Origin of the sequence: Colidextribacter sp. OB.20 (assembly GCF_009911595.1) — a bacterium.
In the GTDB taxonomy this organism is placed as follows: domain Bacteria; phylum Bacillota; class Clostridia; order Oscillospirales; family Oscillospiraceae; genus Lawsonibacter.
Map to the genome: position 1 here is coordinate 1 of NZ_QWKG01000045.1, position 15,400 is coordinate 15,400.

Consider the following 15,400-nt stretch of genomic DNA (forward strand, 5'->3'; position numbering starts at 1 on the left):
AGGAAAGACTGCCGATATGTATTATTGAAACGGCTATAAAAACGCGGCCAGGTTGTATACAACCTGGCCGCGTTTTTAGCTCTATTCGGTGCAGTAAGTGCCCTGGAACAGCTGTTTTCCAACAGTATATTCCATAAAAACTTGATAATAAGCTGCCTCGTCCGCTGTAATCCGCCTTATAATACTGACATCCCAGAGAAAAAGAGAGGAGGGTCGGGATGTCAAAGACGATGTACGGCTATGCCCGCGTATCCACCCGAGGCCAGAAAGAGGACAGGCAGGTGGCGGCTCTGCGGGAGTTCGGTGTGTCTCTGGAGCATATCACCGTGGAGAAGCAGTCGGGGAAAAATTTTGACCGCCCCCTGTACCAGCAACTGGTTCAGGTGCTCCAGCCTGGAGATGTGCTGGTGGTCAAGAGCATCGACCGGCTGGGGCGGAATTACAAGGAAATATTGGAGCAGTGGGCCTGCCTCACCAAGACAAAGGGCGCCGCCATCGTCGTGCTGGACATGCCTCTGCTGGACACCCGGGAGGGCCGTGACCTGACCGGCACGCTGGTGGCGGATATCGTGCTCCAGCTGCTCAGCTATGTGGCCCAGACAGAGCGGGAGTTTATCCACCAGCGTCAGGCAGAGGGCATCGCGGCGGCGCTGGAGCGCGGGGTCCGCTTCGGCCCGGAGCGCATCCCCATGCCGGAGGGCTTCGAGGAGCTGGCGGAGGACTGGTGGAACGGATATGTCACCGCCACTGACGCCGGAGAAATGCTGGGCATCTCCCGAAAAACCTTCACCCGCCGGGCAACAGAGTGGGGGGCCAGCCAGGGGCTCACAAGACAGGTGATACTGCGCAGGTGATTTGCCGGTCTGTATCCCGGTCCTTCTGAAATCTCCCTGTGTACATCCCATAATCCCTCCACACCTCACATTGACGATAGGAAGCGCGTGGGTTGAAACCACAGATTAACAGCGCAGCCGGCTGCAGCCTCTAAACAGCTTGAAGGAATTTGCTGTCTGTGGTATATTTTTGTATATTTCAAGCACACAGATGGTAATCATCCAAAAAAACGCAGCGATGATTATCTGGTGCCGGAAAGGAATGGTGGAAAGTGGCAAAGGTTGCCGTTCTGGTCCCACACGCTGAGATGTGTGATCCAGCCCGGTCCCTGTTGAGGGATTATCCACACATTGTCCCCATGTGTATCGAGTACGCAAGAACAGAGGAAATTGGGGGCCGCGCCTTGGAGCTGGCCTGTCAGGGCTGCGACCTGATTATCGCCCGGGGACTCCAGGCCAGGCTGATTAAGCAGAGCGTCAAGCTGCCGGTGGTTGAAATTCGCACAGCCGCCCAGGAGCTGGGCTCCCTTGTTTTGGATCTGAAACAGGAATTGCAGATAAATCAGCCCCGGATTGGAATCATCAGCTTTGCCAATATGCTGTGTGACACCTCCCGCTTTCAGGAGCTGTTTCAGGTGGAGCTCTGTCGCTATTTGGCCGGGGACAGCGATGATCTGGAGGCATCGGTCAACCGTGCGCTAGAGGATGGCTGTCAGGCCGTCATCGGCGGTGACGCCGTCTGTGCCAAAGCTCAGGCGCTGAATCTGCCTTGCCGCTTTATCCCCTCCGGCGAAGAGACCCTGCGGGACGCCTTCGGCACGGCGGACCGGATCTGCTATGCGATTGATCTGGAAAAAAGCAACAGCGCAGAGATGAACACCATGCTGGATTTTACCTTCAGCGGTATTATGCAGATTGACTCCGACGGGACAATCTTCCGGGCCAACCGAGTGGTTTTCAATTTGTTCAACCTTCTCCCTGCGGATATGATCGGGAAAAATGTGCTGGAGGTACTCCCCCAGCTGACCCGGGCCGTACTGGATAAGACGCTTAAGGAGGGAGCTGAGACCTTCGCCAGCCTTTTCCTGATCCAGCAGCGGGAGGTTGTGGTCAACGTCGCGCCCATCCTGATTGACGGCGCTGTGACGGGCGCGGTGCTGACCTTTCAGGAGGGGTCCAGGATTGTGGAGATGGGCGCGGAGCTGCACCGGGAGCTGTATCAGCGGGGGTATATCGCCCGCTATACCTTTGACCGCCTCCCCTTTTCCTGCGAGGAGAGCGCCCGGCTTATCGCCCTGGCCAGGCGGGCTGCCGGGTGCGGCGCCCCTATCCTGATCTCCGGGGAGGCCGGCTGCGGAAAGGGCATGGTGGCCCAGTGCATCCACAATGAAGGCCTATCGCCCCAAAACGCTTTTATCCACCTGGACTGCGGCGCCTACCCCTCGGAGACGCTGGATACCATGCTGTTCGGCCACTACTCCACGCATAAGGACACCCCTGTCTGTGTGGCCGAGGCCGCCCGGGAGGGCACGCTGTTTTTATCACATGTGGAGGCGCTGTCCCCTGAGCTTCAGTTCAAGCTCCTGGACCTGATCCGGGGAAAATACCTGCATAACGGAAACAGCCGCCCCTGTGCGGTCAATATCCGGGTCATCGCCTCCACCACGGCCAGCCTGTCCTCCCGGGTGAAGAGTGGGCAGTTCCGTGCCGACCTGTATTACGCCCTCAGCGTTCTGACGCTGGAGCTCCCGCCCCTGCGCCGCCGCAGGGAGGAGGTGCTGGGATGGGTCAAGTTTTATCTGGATGACTGGCAGGCCAAATATCAGAGATATATCAATCTGACCCAAGGGGCCAAAAATTTTCTGGAGCGCTGCGACTGGCCCGGAAATCTGGACCAGATGAACAACATCTGTCAGCGCATGGTCCTGCTGACGGAAAAGCGAAACATCGACGAGGTATTCCTCCGCCGACAGCTGGAGCAGCTCACCCCGGTCACTCTTCCGGAGACAGATCAGGTGGTGGTGTTCAAGGACGAGCGGGCCGCCAAAATCGCCGGACTGCTCCGCAGGCATGGCGGGAACCGCCAGCTGGTGGCGGAGGAGCTGGGGGTCAGCAAGACCACCCTGTGGCGGTATATGAAAAAATACGGCATTGGAGAGGACTACTCCTACTGACCTATAGCAATATGCGGAATACCCGACAGTAGTCTGCAGGGGCGCACAATGTGCGCTCCTGCAGGGTGTCATGAATTTTGACGATTGCTATAAAACACATCGGGAGCCGCGTTTTCGCGGCTCCCGATGCTTCCATCCAGATCAAGCTGCGGCTCAGCGGCGGATCAGCACCACTGCCACATCGTTTACATTGGTCCCGGTGCCGCCGGTCATGATCAGACCGCCGGACTTCTCCAGCGCGTGGTATGCGTCGTTGTCCTTCAGCACGGAGAAGAGGTCCACTCCCTGCTCCCGGAGCTCCCGGGCGGTGTCCCCGTCCACCCAGCCGCCGGCGGCGTCGGTGGGGCCGTCGGTGCCGTCGCTGCCCACGGAGAAAACTGCGGTGTTCCGAAGGCCCTCGATGCCCCGGGCGGCGGAGAGGGCCAGCTCCTGGTTGCGCCCCCCCAGTCCCTGTCCTGTCAGATGGACCACAGTCTCTCCCCCAGCCAGGAAGGCCAGGGACCTCTCCGTGTCCTGATGGGTCCGGGCGACGCTGGCTAAAAACGCCCCCGCCTCCCGGGCCTCGCAGTCCAGGCAGTCGGTGAGGATCACGGGCTCATAGCCCAGCTCCCGGCACACGTCCGCCGCGGCCCCGCACAGCTCCCGGACGGAGCCGGTGATCCGGGTCTCCACATTATCCAGCTCCTTGGGGGTCTCCCGGTCCAGCAGCTCCCTGGCCTGGGGGGACAGCTTCAGCCCGTATTGCGCCACAATCCGCCTGGCATCGGCACAGGTGGAGGTGTCCGGATAAGCGGGGCCGGAGGCAATCATGTCCAGAGGGTCGCCGATGATGTCGGAGAGGACCACCGCGAACACCCTGGCCGGGGCGCAGTGCCGGGCGAACCGCCCGCCCTTGACGGCGGACAGCCGCTTGCGGATGGTGTTCATCTCCACGATGTCCGCTCCGCAGGCCAGCAGCTGCCTGGTGATGTCCTGGAGCTCCTCCCGGGGGACCAGTGGGGACTCGAAGAGGGCGGAGCCCCCTCCCGACAGGAGAAAGAGGACGGTGTCCTCCGCCGTCAGTCCTTGGGTGAGCTCCAGGGCCTCCGCCGTGGCGGAGAAGGTGCCGCCGTCGGGGACGGGGTGGCCCGCCTCCCGGACCAGAAGGGGCCCTATGGGGCCCTCCGCCTGGCCGTGCTTGGTGATGACGATTCCCTCGCTGATTTTGTCCCCCAGGCAGTCCCAGGCGGTCCTGCCCATGGACCAGCCGGCCTTGCCCGCAGAGACCAGAATCAGCCGCCCTGGGCCGAAGCTCCGGCCCTCCAGAGCCCGGCGGACAGCCTCCCCGGGCATGACCCGGGCGATGGCGGAGCGGACGATCCAGTCCGCGTCCTGACGCAAAGTTTGATTCATGTAAAGCCCTCCTTTGGAAGGTCAGTCCAGCAGTCCTGCCTTCTTCATGGTGTCTGCAAAGCCCTGGCGGGCGGGCCCCTCAGGGGTGGGCAGGTTGGGCAGATAGGGCACGCCCACATCCCGCCCCCGCAGGATGGCCATATCCTTGGCCGCCACCGGGAAGCTGGCGGGGTCCATAGCCAGCCGGACAGGATTCAGCTTGAACTGGGCCTCCAGGCTCCCCCTCAGGTCACCGGCCACAAATTTGTTGTAGACGTCTGTAATCAGCTCCGGCATAAAGTTGGCCGCCGTGCATACGCCGCCCACCGCGCCGTGGCACATGCTGGCGTAAAGCAGGGTATCCTTGCCGCCAAAGACCTTGAAGCCTGTGTCACGGGTGCGGCGGATGAACTCCGAGGTCAGGGTAATGTCGCCGCTGGTGTCCTTCATGCCCACGATATTATCCACCGTGCGGGCCAGCTCCTCCACCAGATCGGCGGTGAGGGTATACCCCACCCGGCCTGGATTGTTATACAGGAGCATGGGCACATCGGGGACGCTGGCGGCAATGGCCTTGAAATGGCCCAGCAGCTCCGCCCGGGTGGGCTTGAGGAACATGGGCTGGAGCACGCTGATGCCTGTCGCTCCGCTGCTCACCGCCATCCGGGCCAGGCGGCAGCACTTTTTGGTGCTGATGGCCCCGATGCCGAAGTAGACGGGCACACGGCCCGCGGCCTGGTCCACCATGATTTTCAGACCGCGCTCCATCTCGTCCTCTTCGATCATATAAAACTCGCCATTGCTGCCAAAGGCGAGAATGCCGCTCACACCGCCTTCAATGACATAGTCCACCTGGGCCCGCATTTTCGCCTCGTCAATCCGTTCCTCCCCGTCGATGGGGGTCAGAATGGGAACGATTACGCCCTTGATAAAATCGGTATTTATGACAAATCACCTGCGCTTTCCTGTTTTTATAAAATATGGCGCCTGACCCTCCCGCCCCGCCGGGGCGGGAGGGAGGCAGCTCACAGAGACTCCAGTCCGGTCAGCTTCTTGTAGTACTTGATGATGGAGCTGTGGTCGTCCTGGCCGCAGCCGTTGTTGTGCAGCCACTGGAAGATCTCCTGGACGGCGGCTGTCATGGGGACGGGGGCGCCGAAGCTGTGGGCACAGTCCAGGGCGTTGTTCAGGTCCTTGATGTGCAGGTCGATCTTGAAGCCGGGCTTGTCGTTGGCGGCAATCATCATGGGGGCCTTGGCGTCCATAACGGTGGAGCCGGCCAGGCCGCCCCGGATGGCGTCAAAGACCAGCTGGGGCTCCACCCCCGCCATCTTAGCCAGGGTCAGGGCCTCGGACAGGGCCTGGATGTTGCAGGCCACAATGATCTGGTTGGCCAGCTTGGTGGTGTTGCCCGCGCCCACGTCGCCGCAGTGGACGATGGAGGCGCCCATAGACTCCAGCAGGGGCTTATACTTGTCAAAGACCTCCTGCTTGCCGCCCACCATGAAGGACAGGGTGCCGTCGATGGCCTTGGGCTCGCCGCCGGAGACGGGGGCGTCCAGCATCTCGATGTTCTTCTTAGCCAGCTCGGCGGCGATCTCCTTGGAGGCCACGGGGTTGATGGAGCTCATGTCGATGAACACGGCGCCGGGCTTCATATGGGCGGCCACGCCGTCCTCACCCAGCATGACGGCCTTCACCTGGGGGCTGTTGGGCACCATGGTGAGCACCACGTCGCAGCTCTCGCCGATTTCGGCGTTGGTGGCGCTCTTGGCGCCGCAGGCCACCACCTCGTCCACGGCGGCCTTGTTCAGGTCGCTGACGGTCAGGTCATAGCCGGCCTTCAGCATGTTCTTTGCCATGGGCTTGCCCATGATGCCCAGTCCGATCAATCCGATTTTCATAATTTTACCTCCGTTTATTAAAAAGTTAAATAGGCGCTGATTGAAAAATAAAAATATGCACAGCGGCGAGGGATTTTTCTGCCAGACAAACACAATTTTTTGCAGGAATACGGGATATATTTCAAGAAAAATTGGGGCAGCATGGCGGAAAAAGACCCGTCCCTTGGGCGAATTAACATTTTTCAAACAAGCCCTGGTTTTATTCCAAAAGGACGTTCCGTCCTGTTTGGCCGGGTGAATTTGCTGCATCCATATTCACAGCAGAAGGGTCAGAACCGGCACGGTCACCAGGCTGGTCACCGTGGAGAGAAACACGCATTTTGAGGCGAACTGGGCGTCCGCCCCGTATTTCTGCGCCAGCATGGCGGTGCTGGAGCCCACCGGCATCCCGGTCAGAGCCACGCTCACCCCGACGGTCAGGCTGTCCACCCCCAGCAGGGTCAGCCCTGCCAGGCACAGCAGAGGCAGTGCCAGCTGCCGCACCGCAATCAGGTAAAACACCTTCCCCTCAAACATGTCCCTCAGGGGCACGTCGGCCAGGATGGCCCCCACCAGGGCCATCGCCATGGGAGAGGTGCAGTCGCCAAGGCGGTCCAGGGCGGTGTCTAAAAATCCCGGGAGAGGAAGCTGAAACGCCATCCGCACCAGCCCCAGATATACCGCGACAATGGCCGGGTTGAGCATCACCTTTTTCAGCCAGCCCTTTTCCGCCCCCGCCCGGCTGAACATGGAGATTCCGGCGGTCCACATCAGAACCCGGGTGGGGATGATGAAGAAGGAGGCCAGGAACAGCCCCTGGGTCCCGTAAGCTCCGCTGACCACCGGCAGTCCGGCGAAGCCCGAGTTGCTCACCAGGGTGCCGTAGCGCATCACGGTCCGTTTCTCCTCCGGAAAACAGCTGTACAGCACCCGTCCCAGCAGGGCGGCCACAAGGGCCATCCCGCTGGCCGCGGCCAGGGCCAGCGCTCCCTGGCGCAGAATGTCCAGGCTGAAGGGCATGTTAAAGGACTGAAATACCATGCAGGGCAGGGTAATCATCAGCACGAAGTCGGTCAGCTTCCCCCGGGTGCTGTTGTCGAACAGCCCGGATTTCCGGCATCCATAGCCCACCGCGATATAGATGAACAGGATGGATTGGGTGTCCGCCATCCTTAAAAATGTGTCCATCCTACCCCTCTTTTCTCAGGTAATGGGCGCCGGGTTGAAGATACACAGGTCATTGTGGAAGCCATACTGGTCGGAGTAGGGCTGCTTCACCCCGCTGGCTACGTCCAGAATCAGCTCAAACAGCTCGGTTCCCACCTGGGCGATGGTCTTTTCCCCAGTGGCGACAGGGCCGGCGTTTACGTCGATCATGTCGAACCAGTGCTCCTTCATCTCATTGCGGGAGCAGACCTTGATAACCGGGGCGGCGGCCAGGCCGTAGGGAGTCCCCCGGCCGGTCATAAAGACCTGGAGTCCGATGCCGCTGGCCAGCTGGGAGGGGCCGCAGACGATGTCGCTGGCGGGCGTGGCGGCGTAGATCAGGCCGTGCCTGGTGGGCCGTTCCGCCGGGGAGAGGACCTCCTCAATGGGGGCCATCCCCGATTTGGCGATGGAGCCCATAGCCTTCTCCACAATGTTTGCCAGGCCGCCCTTCTTGTTGCCCGGGGTGGGGTTGGCGTCCCGGTCCACCCCGCCGGCCTCCAGATACTGGTCGTACCAGCGCATTTCGGCGGCCAGCTTATCCCGGGCGGCCTCGTCCCGGCACCGGGCGGCCAGCAGGTGAACGCCGTCCCGGACCTCGGTGACCTCGCTGAACAGGACAGTGGCCCCGCCCTTGACCAGCATGTCGGCGGCGTAGCCGGCACTGGGATTGGCGGTCAGGCCGGAAAATGCGTCGCTGCCGCCGCACTGCATCCCAATGAGCAGCTCGCTCAGGGGCAGCTCCTCCCGGACACGCCGGTTCAGGCTTTGCAGCTTTTTGTCGGCCATCGCCAGGATAGCCTCCATCATGGCGTCGTGGCCGGGGTAGTCCTGGAGGGTCAGGGTGTTCTCCGGGGTGATATCCTCCGGGGGAAGGACCATGTCGTAGGTCAGCTTCTCACAGCCCAGGCCCACCACCATAACCTCCCCACCGAAGTTGGGGTGGCGGATGAGGTTGGTGACCGCCCGGATGGGGATGTGGGCCTCCCGGGCCTTGATGGCAACCCCGCAGCCATAGGGGTGGGTCACCGCCACCACGCCCTCCACATTGGGATAGCCTGGCAGCAGCTCCCGCCTGATCCGCTCCACCGCCACATTCAGCACGCCGGCGGCGCACTGGACGGTGGTGACAATGCCCAGCAGGTTTCGGGTTCCGGCGGGGCCGGTTTTGTTCCGGTAGCCCATCCAGGTTTTCCGGGTGGGGTCGGGCAGGGCCTCCGGAGGGACGATACTGGTGCCGAAGGGCATGTCGTCCAGGCCGGGGGTCTGGGGCAGGTCCAGCATGTGCTCGTTGATCCAGCTGCCCACGGGAATGTCGTCCCTGGCATAGCCCAGGACCACCCCGTAGCGGACGATTTCACCGCCCCTGGGGATGTGGGTCAGGGCGATCTTGTGGGCTTGGGGGATATCCTGCCGGGTGATGACCCCGGGCATGACCTCCACGCCGGCGGCGATATCGTGGACCGCGATAGCCACATTGTCCTGTTCTTTTACCTTGATGTATAAAGGCGCGGACATATGCACTCCTCCTTACTCACCCTTCATGGCCGCTGTCCGATTCCTCTTCTTGCTTTTGCGGTTATCCAGGATAGCATAGGCCACAAAGATGATAATCAGGGCCCAGATGACCCAGCCCATTGGCCGGACAAAGAATCCGGTGAGATGGCCGTTGTAGGCGGTGATGGCCTGGATGAAGTAGTTCTCCAGGTCCCGGCCCAGAATAAAGCCAATGAGGAAGCAGGACACCGGGAAGTGCAGCTTTTTCAGCAGGTAGCCCACCACGCCGAAGAGCAGCAGGCACCACACGTCGAACATCCGGCCGTTCAGGGTGGCGTAGGCGCCCACGGAGCACATCATCAGCACCACGGGGTACAGCCGCTCCTGGGGGATCAGGATGACCTTGGCCAGCAGCTTGACGGGGAAGAACATCACCAGGAACATGAGCACGTTGCAGATCAGCAGAGCCACCAGGATGGTGTTCCACACCTCGGGGTTGTTGGTGATGAACAGGGGGCCCACCTGCACGCCCTGGAGCATAAAGGCCCCGATGAGCACGGCGGTGGTGGAGTCGCCGGGGATGCCCAGGCTCAGCAGGGGCACCAGGGCGCCGCCGGTGAGGCCGTTGTTGGAGGACTCGGAGGCGATCAGGCCCTCGGGCACGCCGGTGCCCAGCAGCTCGGGGTGCTTGGACCAGCTCTTGGCCTGGGAGTAGGCGATCAGGGAGGCTGCGGAGCCGCCCACGCCGGGGAGGATGCCCATAAAGGTGCCGATGAGGGAGGAGCGGAACACATTGATGACCTGCCCCTTGAAGTCGGAGAAGCGGAACTTCACATTTTCGCCGATGCCGGCGGAGTCGTCCTTGGAATATTTGGCGTGCATTCCGGTCTCACACTGCTCAAACATCTCCGCCATGGCGAACAGGCCGATGAGCACCGGGAAGAGCTGGAAGCCGCCCTGCATATAGGTTTTCAGGCCGTCGGGCACCATCCGGTAGGCGTTGTTTACCGAGAACTGGTTCATCATGGCGATGAGCACGCCCAGCAGGCCGATCCAGATGCCCCGGAGCATCTGCCCCTTGGACAGGGCGGCGATGACGGTGAGGGCAAAGAGGATAATCAGGAACTTCTCCACGGCGGAGAATTTGATGGCCCAGCCCGCCAGAATGGGGGTGAACAGGGCCAGCACCGCCAGGGAGATCAGACCGCCGAAGAAGGAGGCGGTGACGCCGATCTTCAGCGCCCGCTCACTCTCGCCCCGAAGGGCCATGGGGTGGCCGTCAAAGGTGGTGCACACCGACGACGGCGTGCCGGGGATGGAGATCAGGATGGCAGGCACCAGGCCTCCGGAGATGCCGCCCACATAGAGGCCCAGCAGCAGATACAGGGCCATCTCCATGGAGTAGGCGTAGGTCAGAGGGAGGAACACAGCCACGGCCATGGTGGCCGTCATGCCGGGGATCGCGCCGAAAATGATGCCGATGACCACGCCCAGGAGGGCCACGGCAATATACTCAGGACCGATGGCAAATGGCATACAGGTTCACCAGCCTTTCTTAGAAAATTGTGATGCCCAGGCTCTGAATCCAGATGGTGCAGACGCCGTCAGGCAGGGTGATGTCGAACACGGTGCCGAACAGGATGCTGATAATCAGAACCGACACCACCGAGATAATCACGCTCACCACATGATACCGCACATCCTTCATCCGGGCCGGACCGGCAAAGAGGGTGTTGAACAGGAACACAAAGATGATGGAGCATACGGTAAAGCCGATTTTGTCCAGCAGGAAGAAGTAGGCGACCATTAGAACGACGCAGCCCCAGAGCTTTACCTTGTCATAGTTCTCAGCAAAAAAACGCCCGGGCTTGGTAAAAAAGCCCTTGCCGGCCTTGACACGCCCCATCCCCTCGGTCACCAGAATGACCAGCCCCAGGATGACAAGGATGGAGATGATGATGGTAGGAAATATCCAGTGCTGGGTGGAGTAGACCACATCAATGCGGAATAAGTCTCCCATAGACAATTCACTGCCTTTCTGTTACTGAAATGCGATACCGCCGGGGCGCCGTATGCCAGCGCTCCGGCGGTAGTTTCTACATGATTCGGATGTACGTGCCGGTTCAGGTCAGGCTGTCCAGCGAGGGAGCGATGTCGATGATCTTCTTGCAGGTGTCGGACTTGGCCTGGATAAACTCCTGAGAGGCGGCCAGGGCGGTGTCGCCGGCGGAAACGGTCTTATACTTCATAGCGGCCATCTCAGCCTGGAAGTCGGGGTTCTCACAGACCTTCTGCATGGCGGCGGTGATCTCGTCCAGGATACCCTGGTCCATGTCCTTGGGGAAATACATGGCGAACTCCTTGGAGTAGACATAGGGGGCGCCGTCGAAGGTTACGCCGTTGTCCGCCATGGTGGGCAGGTCCACGCCCTCGATCTTGTCGGCGGGGTCCATCATCTTCATAGCCAGCTGGGCGTCCACGCCCTCCTTGGTAAACTCGGAAAAAGCGGAGTAGTCGCCGTAGATGATGTCAGCGTTGTTGTCCCACAGGCGCTGCTTCTTCTCGTCGGTGGAGCCGCCGACGATGGCCTTTACCCGGTTGGCTACGTCGTCGCCGTAGGTCTCCTGAATCCACAGCCAGTAGGCGGCAAAGACCAGGTGGGAGGCTCCGCCGGCCTCGATGTTCACGCGGACAGTCTTGTCGGGGTTGCTCTTCAGCCACTCGGCAGCGCCGGCGATGGAATCATAGGGGGCGTCGGCATGGGCGGCGAAGCAGCCGCCGGGATTCTGACCGATGCGGGGACCCACGGTCATGTTCTCCAGGCCGTACTTGGCGTCCACAGCGCCGAACATCACGCTGAGGAAGGTCATGTCGTGGAACATCATGATGGTGGTGCCGTCTCCCTTGGCGGTGGAGATGGCGTCCAGAGCGGCGGCGTTGCCTACGGGGTCCACCTTGCCGTTAAAGCCCATCTCCTCGCCCAGATAGCGGGTGACCATGTCGGCGATCATGTAGGAGTCGCCGCCGGTGGAGGTGGAGCCGATGACCACGCGCACCCGCTTGCCCTTCAGGCTGGAGTCGCCGGAGTCGCCGCCGCCGCTGGGCTGGCCCGCGCTGGAGCTGCCGCCGCTGGACTGACCCGCGTTGGAGCCGCCGCTGGGCTGACTGGTCTTGTTGCCGCAGCCGGCCAGCAGGCCGATTGTCATGGCGGCGGAAAGGAGCAGAGCTGTCAGTTTCTTCAGTTTCATTGTTTCATCCTGCCTTTCTAAGTGTTGAAATCTTTTGGCGTTGAGCTGGAATTCCGGGGAACCTTTGGGAAACCGGGTTGGTCTCGCCTCACTACGGTATGTATCATATCAAAGCGGCCCTCCAAATTCCATTCACAAAATCACTTGAAACGGACCTGTAGAATTAGGCGCTCCGCTTAATGAAACGCAAGTCGAAACATTTTGTTTCATCTGTATTTCATTTGTTGGTTCATATTTCGGCCTTGATGACCTCTTCTTACTGTTTTGCATAAAAATTCGCTGTTTTTTTGGCATAAACGCACAAACCATCTCTCCGTCCTTTTGTAAAACACCCCCTTGCCGGACGCATGAAAACCTGATATAGTCAGTTCCAAATCCACCGTTATTTTTCAAAGGAGAATATTTATGGATCAGGAATTGCTTTCTCAGCTCAGAATACAGTTCAAAAGGCTGCGCCTGCTTGATCTGCTCTGTCTGTCTCTGGCTGTGCTGGCACTGTCGGCATATTTTATCCACCGCCACGCCACCCTGGCAATCCTTGGACTGAATGCATTACTCTATCTTCTGGCAGTCCGCCCCCGGGCCAGAGGATATCAGAGAGACTGCATCCGGGCATCCATCCGCCTCTCACTGGGTCGTTACCTGGCGGAGGCCGCCTACGCCTCTCCCGCCCTGGACCAGGCTGAGGTCAGAGACCCCCGGCTGGTGGCGGTGGGGGAGGACCCCGGCGCGGTCACCCAGAAGGAGGGGGGCCGCGGCCTGTGGCGAGGCCGGGAGGTTCAAGTGGGGGAGGTGGTTCTGGGCAACTTCTTTCACTCGGACGCCCAGCACCAGAGGGCCGAGTACCTCACCGGCACCTGGGTCCGGGTGGAGCTGGCCCAGGACACCGGGCTGGATTGCCGTCTGATTCGCCAGGACCTGATGGACCCCCGCTCCCGGGCCGCCTACTTCGGCCGGCATGACGGTCTGTGCCCCACAGCGCAGGAGCTCCCCCGCTGGCTGAGGGAGGACTGGGTGGTTATAACAGGCCGGGAGGACGCCCTGCCTGCCCAGCCTGTCCTGAGCGGCCTGAAAGAGCTGGCGGGCTACACGCCAACCCCCATGGCAATGGCGGTCACCGGCGGCGTCCTGTCGGTGTACCTCCACCAGCGCCTGCTGTGGCGGAGGGTGAGCCTGCGTCAGCCTCCCGGCGAGGCGTGGCTGAATTTTGACCTCCTCCCGGAGCTGGGCCGTATCCTGGAAATCGCAAGGCAGCTGTAACGAAAGAGGCGCCGCCAAAAGCTGGCGGCGTCCTTTTTATGGCTCCTCGCTCTCAAAATGGTCCTGCAGTCCGTACCGCTTCATGCGCCGCCAGAGGGTGGTCTTGCTGATCCCCAGCTCCGCGGCGGTGGCTGCCCGGTTCCCCTGGTTGCGGGCGAGGGCCTGGAGCAGCGCGGCGGCCTCTGAGGCCGGCCCGTCTGCCGGGGCGGAGACCGACGCGGCGCAGGCCTCGGGATAGAGCTCACCCAGCAGGCGGCGGACATAGTTGTCGTTTATGGTGCGGGACGGGGCGGTAAGGATCAGGCGCTCCATAAAGGCGCGCAGCTGGGTGTAGTTCCCCGGCCAGGGGTACTCCAGCAGCACTCTGCGGGCCTCCTTCGTCAGCACCACATACCGCTTGAACCGGGCGGCGCAGTCGTCCAGGCACATGCCGATGGTGCGCTCCAAATCGTCGGGCCGGGTGCGCAGCGGGGGCATTTTCAGGCGCATGGGGACAAGCAGATAGTACAGCTCCGGCTGGAACCTTCCCTCCCGCACCAGGTCCCACAGCTCCCCCGGCATGGAAACGATGATCCTCACCTGGGCGGGAAGGGGACGGCCCTCCCGCTTCTGCCAGATCACGCCCTCCTCAATCAGCTGCCTCAGGACGTGCTGTCCCTCCGGGGCCAGACAGTCCAGCCGGTTGAGGTACAGCGTGCCGTTGTTGGCCTCCCGCTCCGCCTGGGCCAGGGCCTCCCCCTGTCCGGCCTGACCGCTCTCACAGTGAAAGGTGACAAAGGGCCCCTCCGCATACTCGCTGGCATTGTGGATGCTCTGAGCGAAGAGGGACTTCCGGCTGCCCACCTCCCCCTGGATCAGGATAGGCTGGGAGGTGGCGGCGAAGGTGCGGGCCAGCTTGATAATGCGCTGCATCTCAGGGCTCTCCCGGTCCACCTGCTCAAAGCGCCCCCGGGCCAGATAGCGGTACAGGCGGTAGCGCTCCCGCCGGGCCTGCTCCCCCTCCCGCTCCATGGAGTGCAGCTCATAGAAGGAGAACACAATCCCCTCCAGGCTGTCCCCCGGCTTGATGGGGGCGGCGTTGGCCACAACCTCGATTCCGGCCAGCTCCAGGGCGGAGAAATACATCTCCCGATTTTCTTTCAGCGTATCCTCCCAGGCGGAGGCGTCCCCCTCCGGCATCAGGGAGGACAGGGGCACCCCCAGCAGAGAGGGCCTCTCCCGGTCCAGTATCTTGCAGGCGATATCGTTAGCCCGGAGGATCATGCCTCGGGCGTCCAGCTCGATGATTCCGTTGAAGGAATAGTCCAGCAGTGTCTGGAGACGGGCCGCGCTCCGGTGCTCCTTGTCCGCCGCGAAGCCCACATTCCTGGCCGCGATCAGTCCGGCACGAATGGAGTCGTCGGTGCTGCCGATAAACAGTGTCAGCTTATTGTGCCGGTGGCAGTACTCGTTGACCAGGTCGCCGCCCATGATCACGTCCATGCCGTCCTCCAGCGCCCGGGCCGCCCCCTCCTCCAGCTCAGCGTTGCCGCTGACAAAGTAGGTATGCAGCTCGATTCCGCATATCTCATCAAAATACCGCAGGTCCCCCACCATATTCTGGATGGTCACGATGCCGATTCTGGGACAGGGGATCTGGGGCACCATCGCCCTGGCCCGGTGGAGGAAGAGGGCCATCTCCTGGCCGGTGAGCTGCAGCTCCACAACGGGCAGGGCGGTATTTTCCTTCAAAATGGACGCCTGCCGCCCCCGGGCCACCAGAATGCCCGCACCCAGGGTCTGCGCCCGCAGGGCCTCCGCCACCACCTGGGTGGTGGGAACCGAGACATTGTGCACCACTTCCATATCCAGCTCCGCCGCGATTCTGCCGGCCATGTCCACCATCTCAGGTCTGGGTAAAATAAACGCGAATTTGGCCACAGAGAACA

General features: G+C 61.5%; 12 protein-coding genes. 3 read left to right on the forward strand and 9 right to left on the reverse strand.

Annotated features, from left to right (window positions below; translation table 11 throughout):
* Positions 1-218: 218 nt before the first annotated feature.
* Positions 219-854: a recombinase family protein gene (locus D1641_RS11765; protein WP_160665904.1), complete on the forward strand. Its 636-nt coding sequence runs from the start codon at positions 219-221 to the stop codon at positions 852-854.
* 251 nt (positions 855-1,105) lie between these two features.
* Positions 1,106-3,007 (forward strand): sigma 54-interacting transcriptional regulator, encoded by a 1,902-nt coding sequence (locus tag D1641_RS11770; protein WP_160665906.1) that lies wholly within the window; start codon positions 1,106-1,108, stop codon positions 3,005-3,007.
* Positions 3,008-3,160: 153 nt separating this feature from the next.
* On the opposite strand, the gene D1641_RS11775 is transcribed toward D1641_RS11770, so the two are convergent.
* From D1641_RS11775 to D1641_RS11810, 8 genes are all read right to left on the reverse strand, one after another.
* Positions 3,161-4,399, reverse strand: a complete 1,239-nt coding sequence (locus tag D1641_RS11775) for a glycerate kinase (protein WP_160665907.1) — start codon at positions 4,397-4,399, stop codon at positions 3,161-3,163.
* 21 nt (positions 4,400-4,420) lie between these two features.
* Positions 4,421-5,323 (reverse strand): dihydrodipicolinate synthase family protein, encoded by a 903-nt coding sequence (locus tag D1641_RS11780; protein ID WP_160665952.1) that lies wholly within the window; start codon positions 5,321-5,323, stop codon positions 4,421-4,423.
* 80 nt (positions 5,324-5,403) lie between these two features.
* Entirely contained in the window at positions 5,404-6,282 is an 879-nt protein-coding gene (gene garR, locus D1641_RS11785) for a 2-hydroxy-3-oxopropionate reductase (protein ID WP_160665909.1), read from the reverse strand.
* Between the two features lie 255 nt (positions 6,283-6,537).
* Positions 6,538-7,449, reverse strand: coding sequence for an AEC family transporter (locus D1641_RS11790; protein ID WP_160665911.1), 912 nt, complete (start codon positions 7,447-7,449; stop codon positions 6,538-6,540).
* 15 nt (positions 7,450-7,464) lie between these two features.
* Positions 7,465-8,985 carry a UxaA family hydrolase gene (locus D1641_RS11795; protein ID WP_160665913.1) on the reverse strand — a complete coding sequence of 507 codons (1,521 nt, stop codon included), beginning with the start codon at positions 8,983-8,985 and terminating at the stop codon, positions 7,465-7,467.
* Between the two features lie 12 nt (positions 8,986-8,997).
* Complete coding sequence (locus D1641_RS11800) at positions 8,998-10,500, reverse strand: tripartite tricarboxylate transporter permease (protein WP_160665915.1); 1,503 nt, start codon at positions 10,498-10,500, stop codon at positions 8,998-9,000.
* A 19-nt stretch (positions 10,501-10,519) separates the two neighbouring features.
* Positions 10,520-10,984 (reverse strand): tripartite tricarboxylate transporter TctB family protein, encoded by a 465-nt coding sequence (locus tag D1641_RS11805; RefSeq protein ID WP_160665916.1) that lies wholly within the window; start codon positions 10,982-10,984, stop codon positions 10,520-10,522.
* A gap of 103 nt (positions 10,985-11,087) precedes the next feature.
* Positions 11,088-12,212, reverse strand: a complete 1,125-nt coding sequence (locus D1641_RS11810) for a tripartite tricarboxylate transporter substrate-binding protein (protein WP_160665918.1) — start codon at positions 12,210-12,212, stop codon at positions 11,088-11,090.
* Between the two features lie 405 nt (positions 12,213-12,617).
* Here D1641_RS11810 and D1641_RS11815 point away from each other — a divergent pair, with 405 nt between their 5' ends.
* Positions 12,618-13,472 (forward strand): hypothetical protein, encoded by an 855-nt coding sequence (locus tag D1641_RS11815; RefSeq protein WP_160665920.1) that lies wholly within the window; start codon positions 12,618-12,620, stop codon positions 13,470-13,472.
* A gap of 36 nt (positions 13,473-13,508) precedes the next feature.
* Here D1641_RS11815 and D1641_RS11820 read toward each other — a convergent pair whose 3' ends face one another.
* On the reverse strand, positions 13,509-15,392 hold the full coding sequence (locus D1641_RS11820) for a PrpR N-terminal domain-containing protein (RefSeq protein ID WP_160665922.1): 1,884 nt from the start codon (positions 15,390-15,392) through the stop codon (positions 13,509-13,511).
* Positions 15,393-15,400: the final 8 nt, after the last annotated feature.

What these genes read in the sequence shown, in the direction of transcription:
- D1641_RS11765 (WP_160665904.1), top strand. Translation starts at nt 219, where the DNA reads ATGTCAAAGACGATGTACGGCTATGCCCGCGTATCCACCCGAGGCCAG.
- D1641_RS11775 (WP_160665907.1), bottom strand. Translation starts at nt 4,399, where the DNA reads ATGAATCAAACTTTGCGTCAGGACGCGGACTGGATCGTCCGCTCCGCC.
- garR (WP_160665909.1), bottom strand. Translation starts at nt 6,282, where the DNA reads ATGAAAATCGGATTGATCGGACTGGGCATCATGGGCAAGCCCATGGCA.
- D1641_RS11790 (WP_160665911.1), bottom strand. Translation starts at nt 7,449, where the DNA reads ATGGACACATTTTTAAGGATGGCGGACACCCAATCCATCCTGTTCATC.
- D1641_RS11795 (WP_160665913.1), bottom strand. Translation starts at nt 8,985, where the DNA reads ATGTCCGCGCCTTTATACATCAAGGTAAAAGAACAGGACAATGTGGCT.
- D1641_RS11800 (WP_160665915.1), bottom strand. Translation starts at nt 10,500, where the DNA reads ATGCCATTTGCCATCGGTCCTGAGTATATTGCCGTGGCCCTCCTGGGC.
- D1641_RS11805 (WP_160665916.1), bottom strand. Translation starts at nt 10,984, where the DNA reads ATGGGAGACTTATTCCGCATTGATGTGGTCTACTCCACCCAGCACTGG.
- D1641_RS11810 (WP_160665918.1), bottom strand. Translation starts at nt 12,212, where the DNA reads ATGAAACTGAAGAAACTGACAGCTCTGCTCCTTTCCGCCGCCATGACA.
- D1641_RS11815 (WP_160665920.1), top strand. Translation starts at nt 12,618, where the DNA reads ATGGATCAGGAATTGCTTTCTCAGCTCAGAATACAGTTCAAAAGGCTG.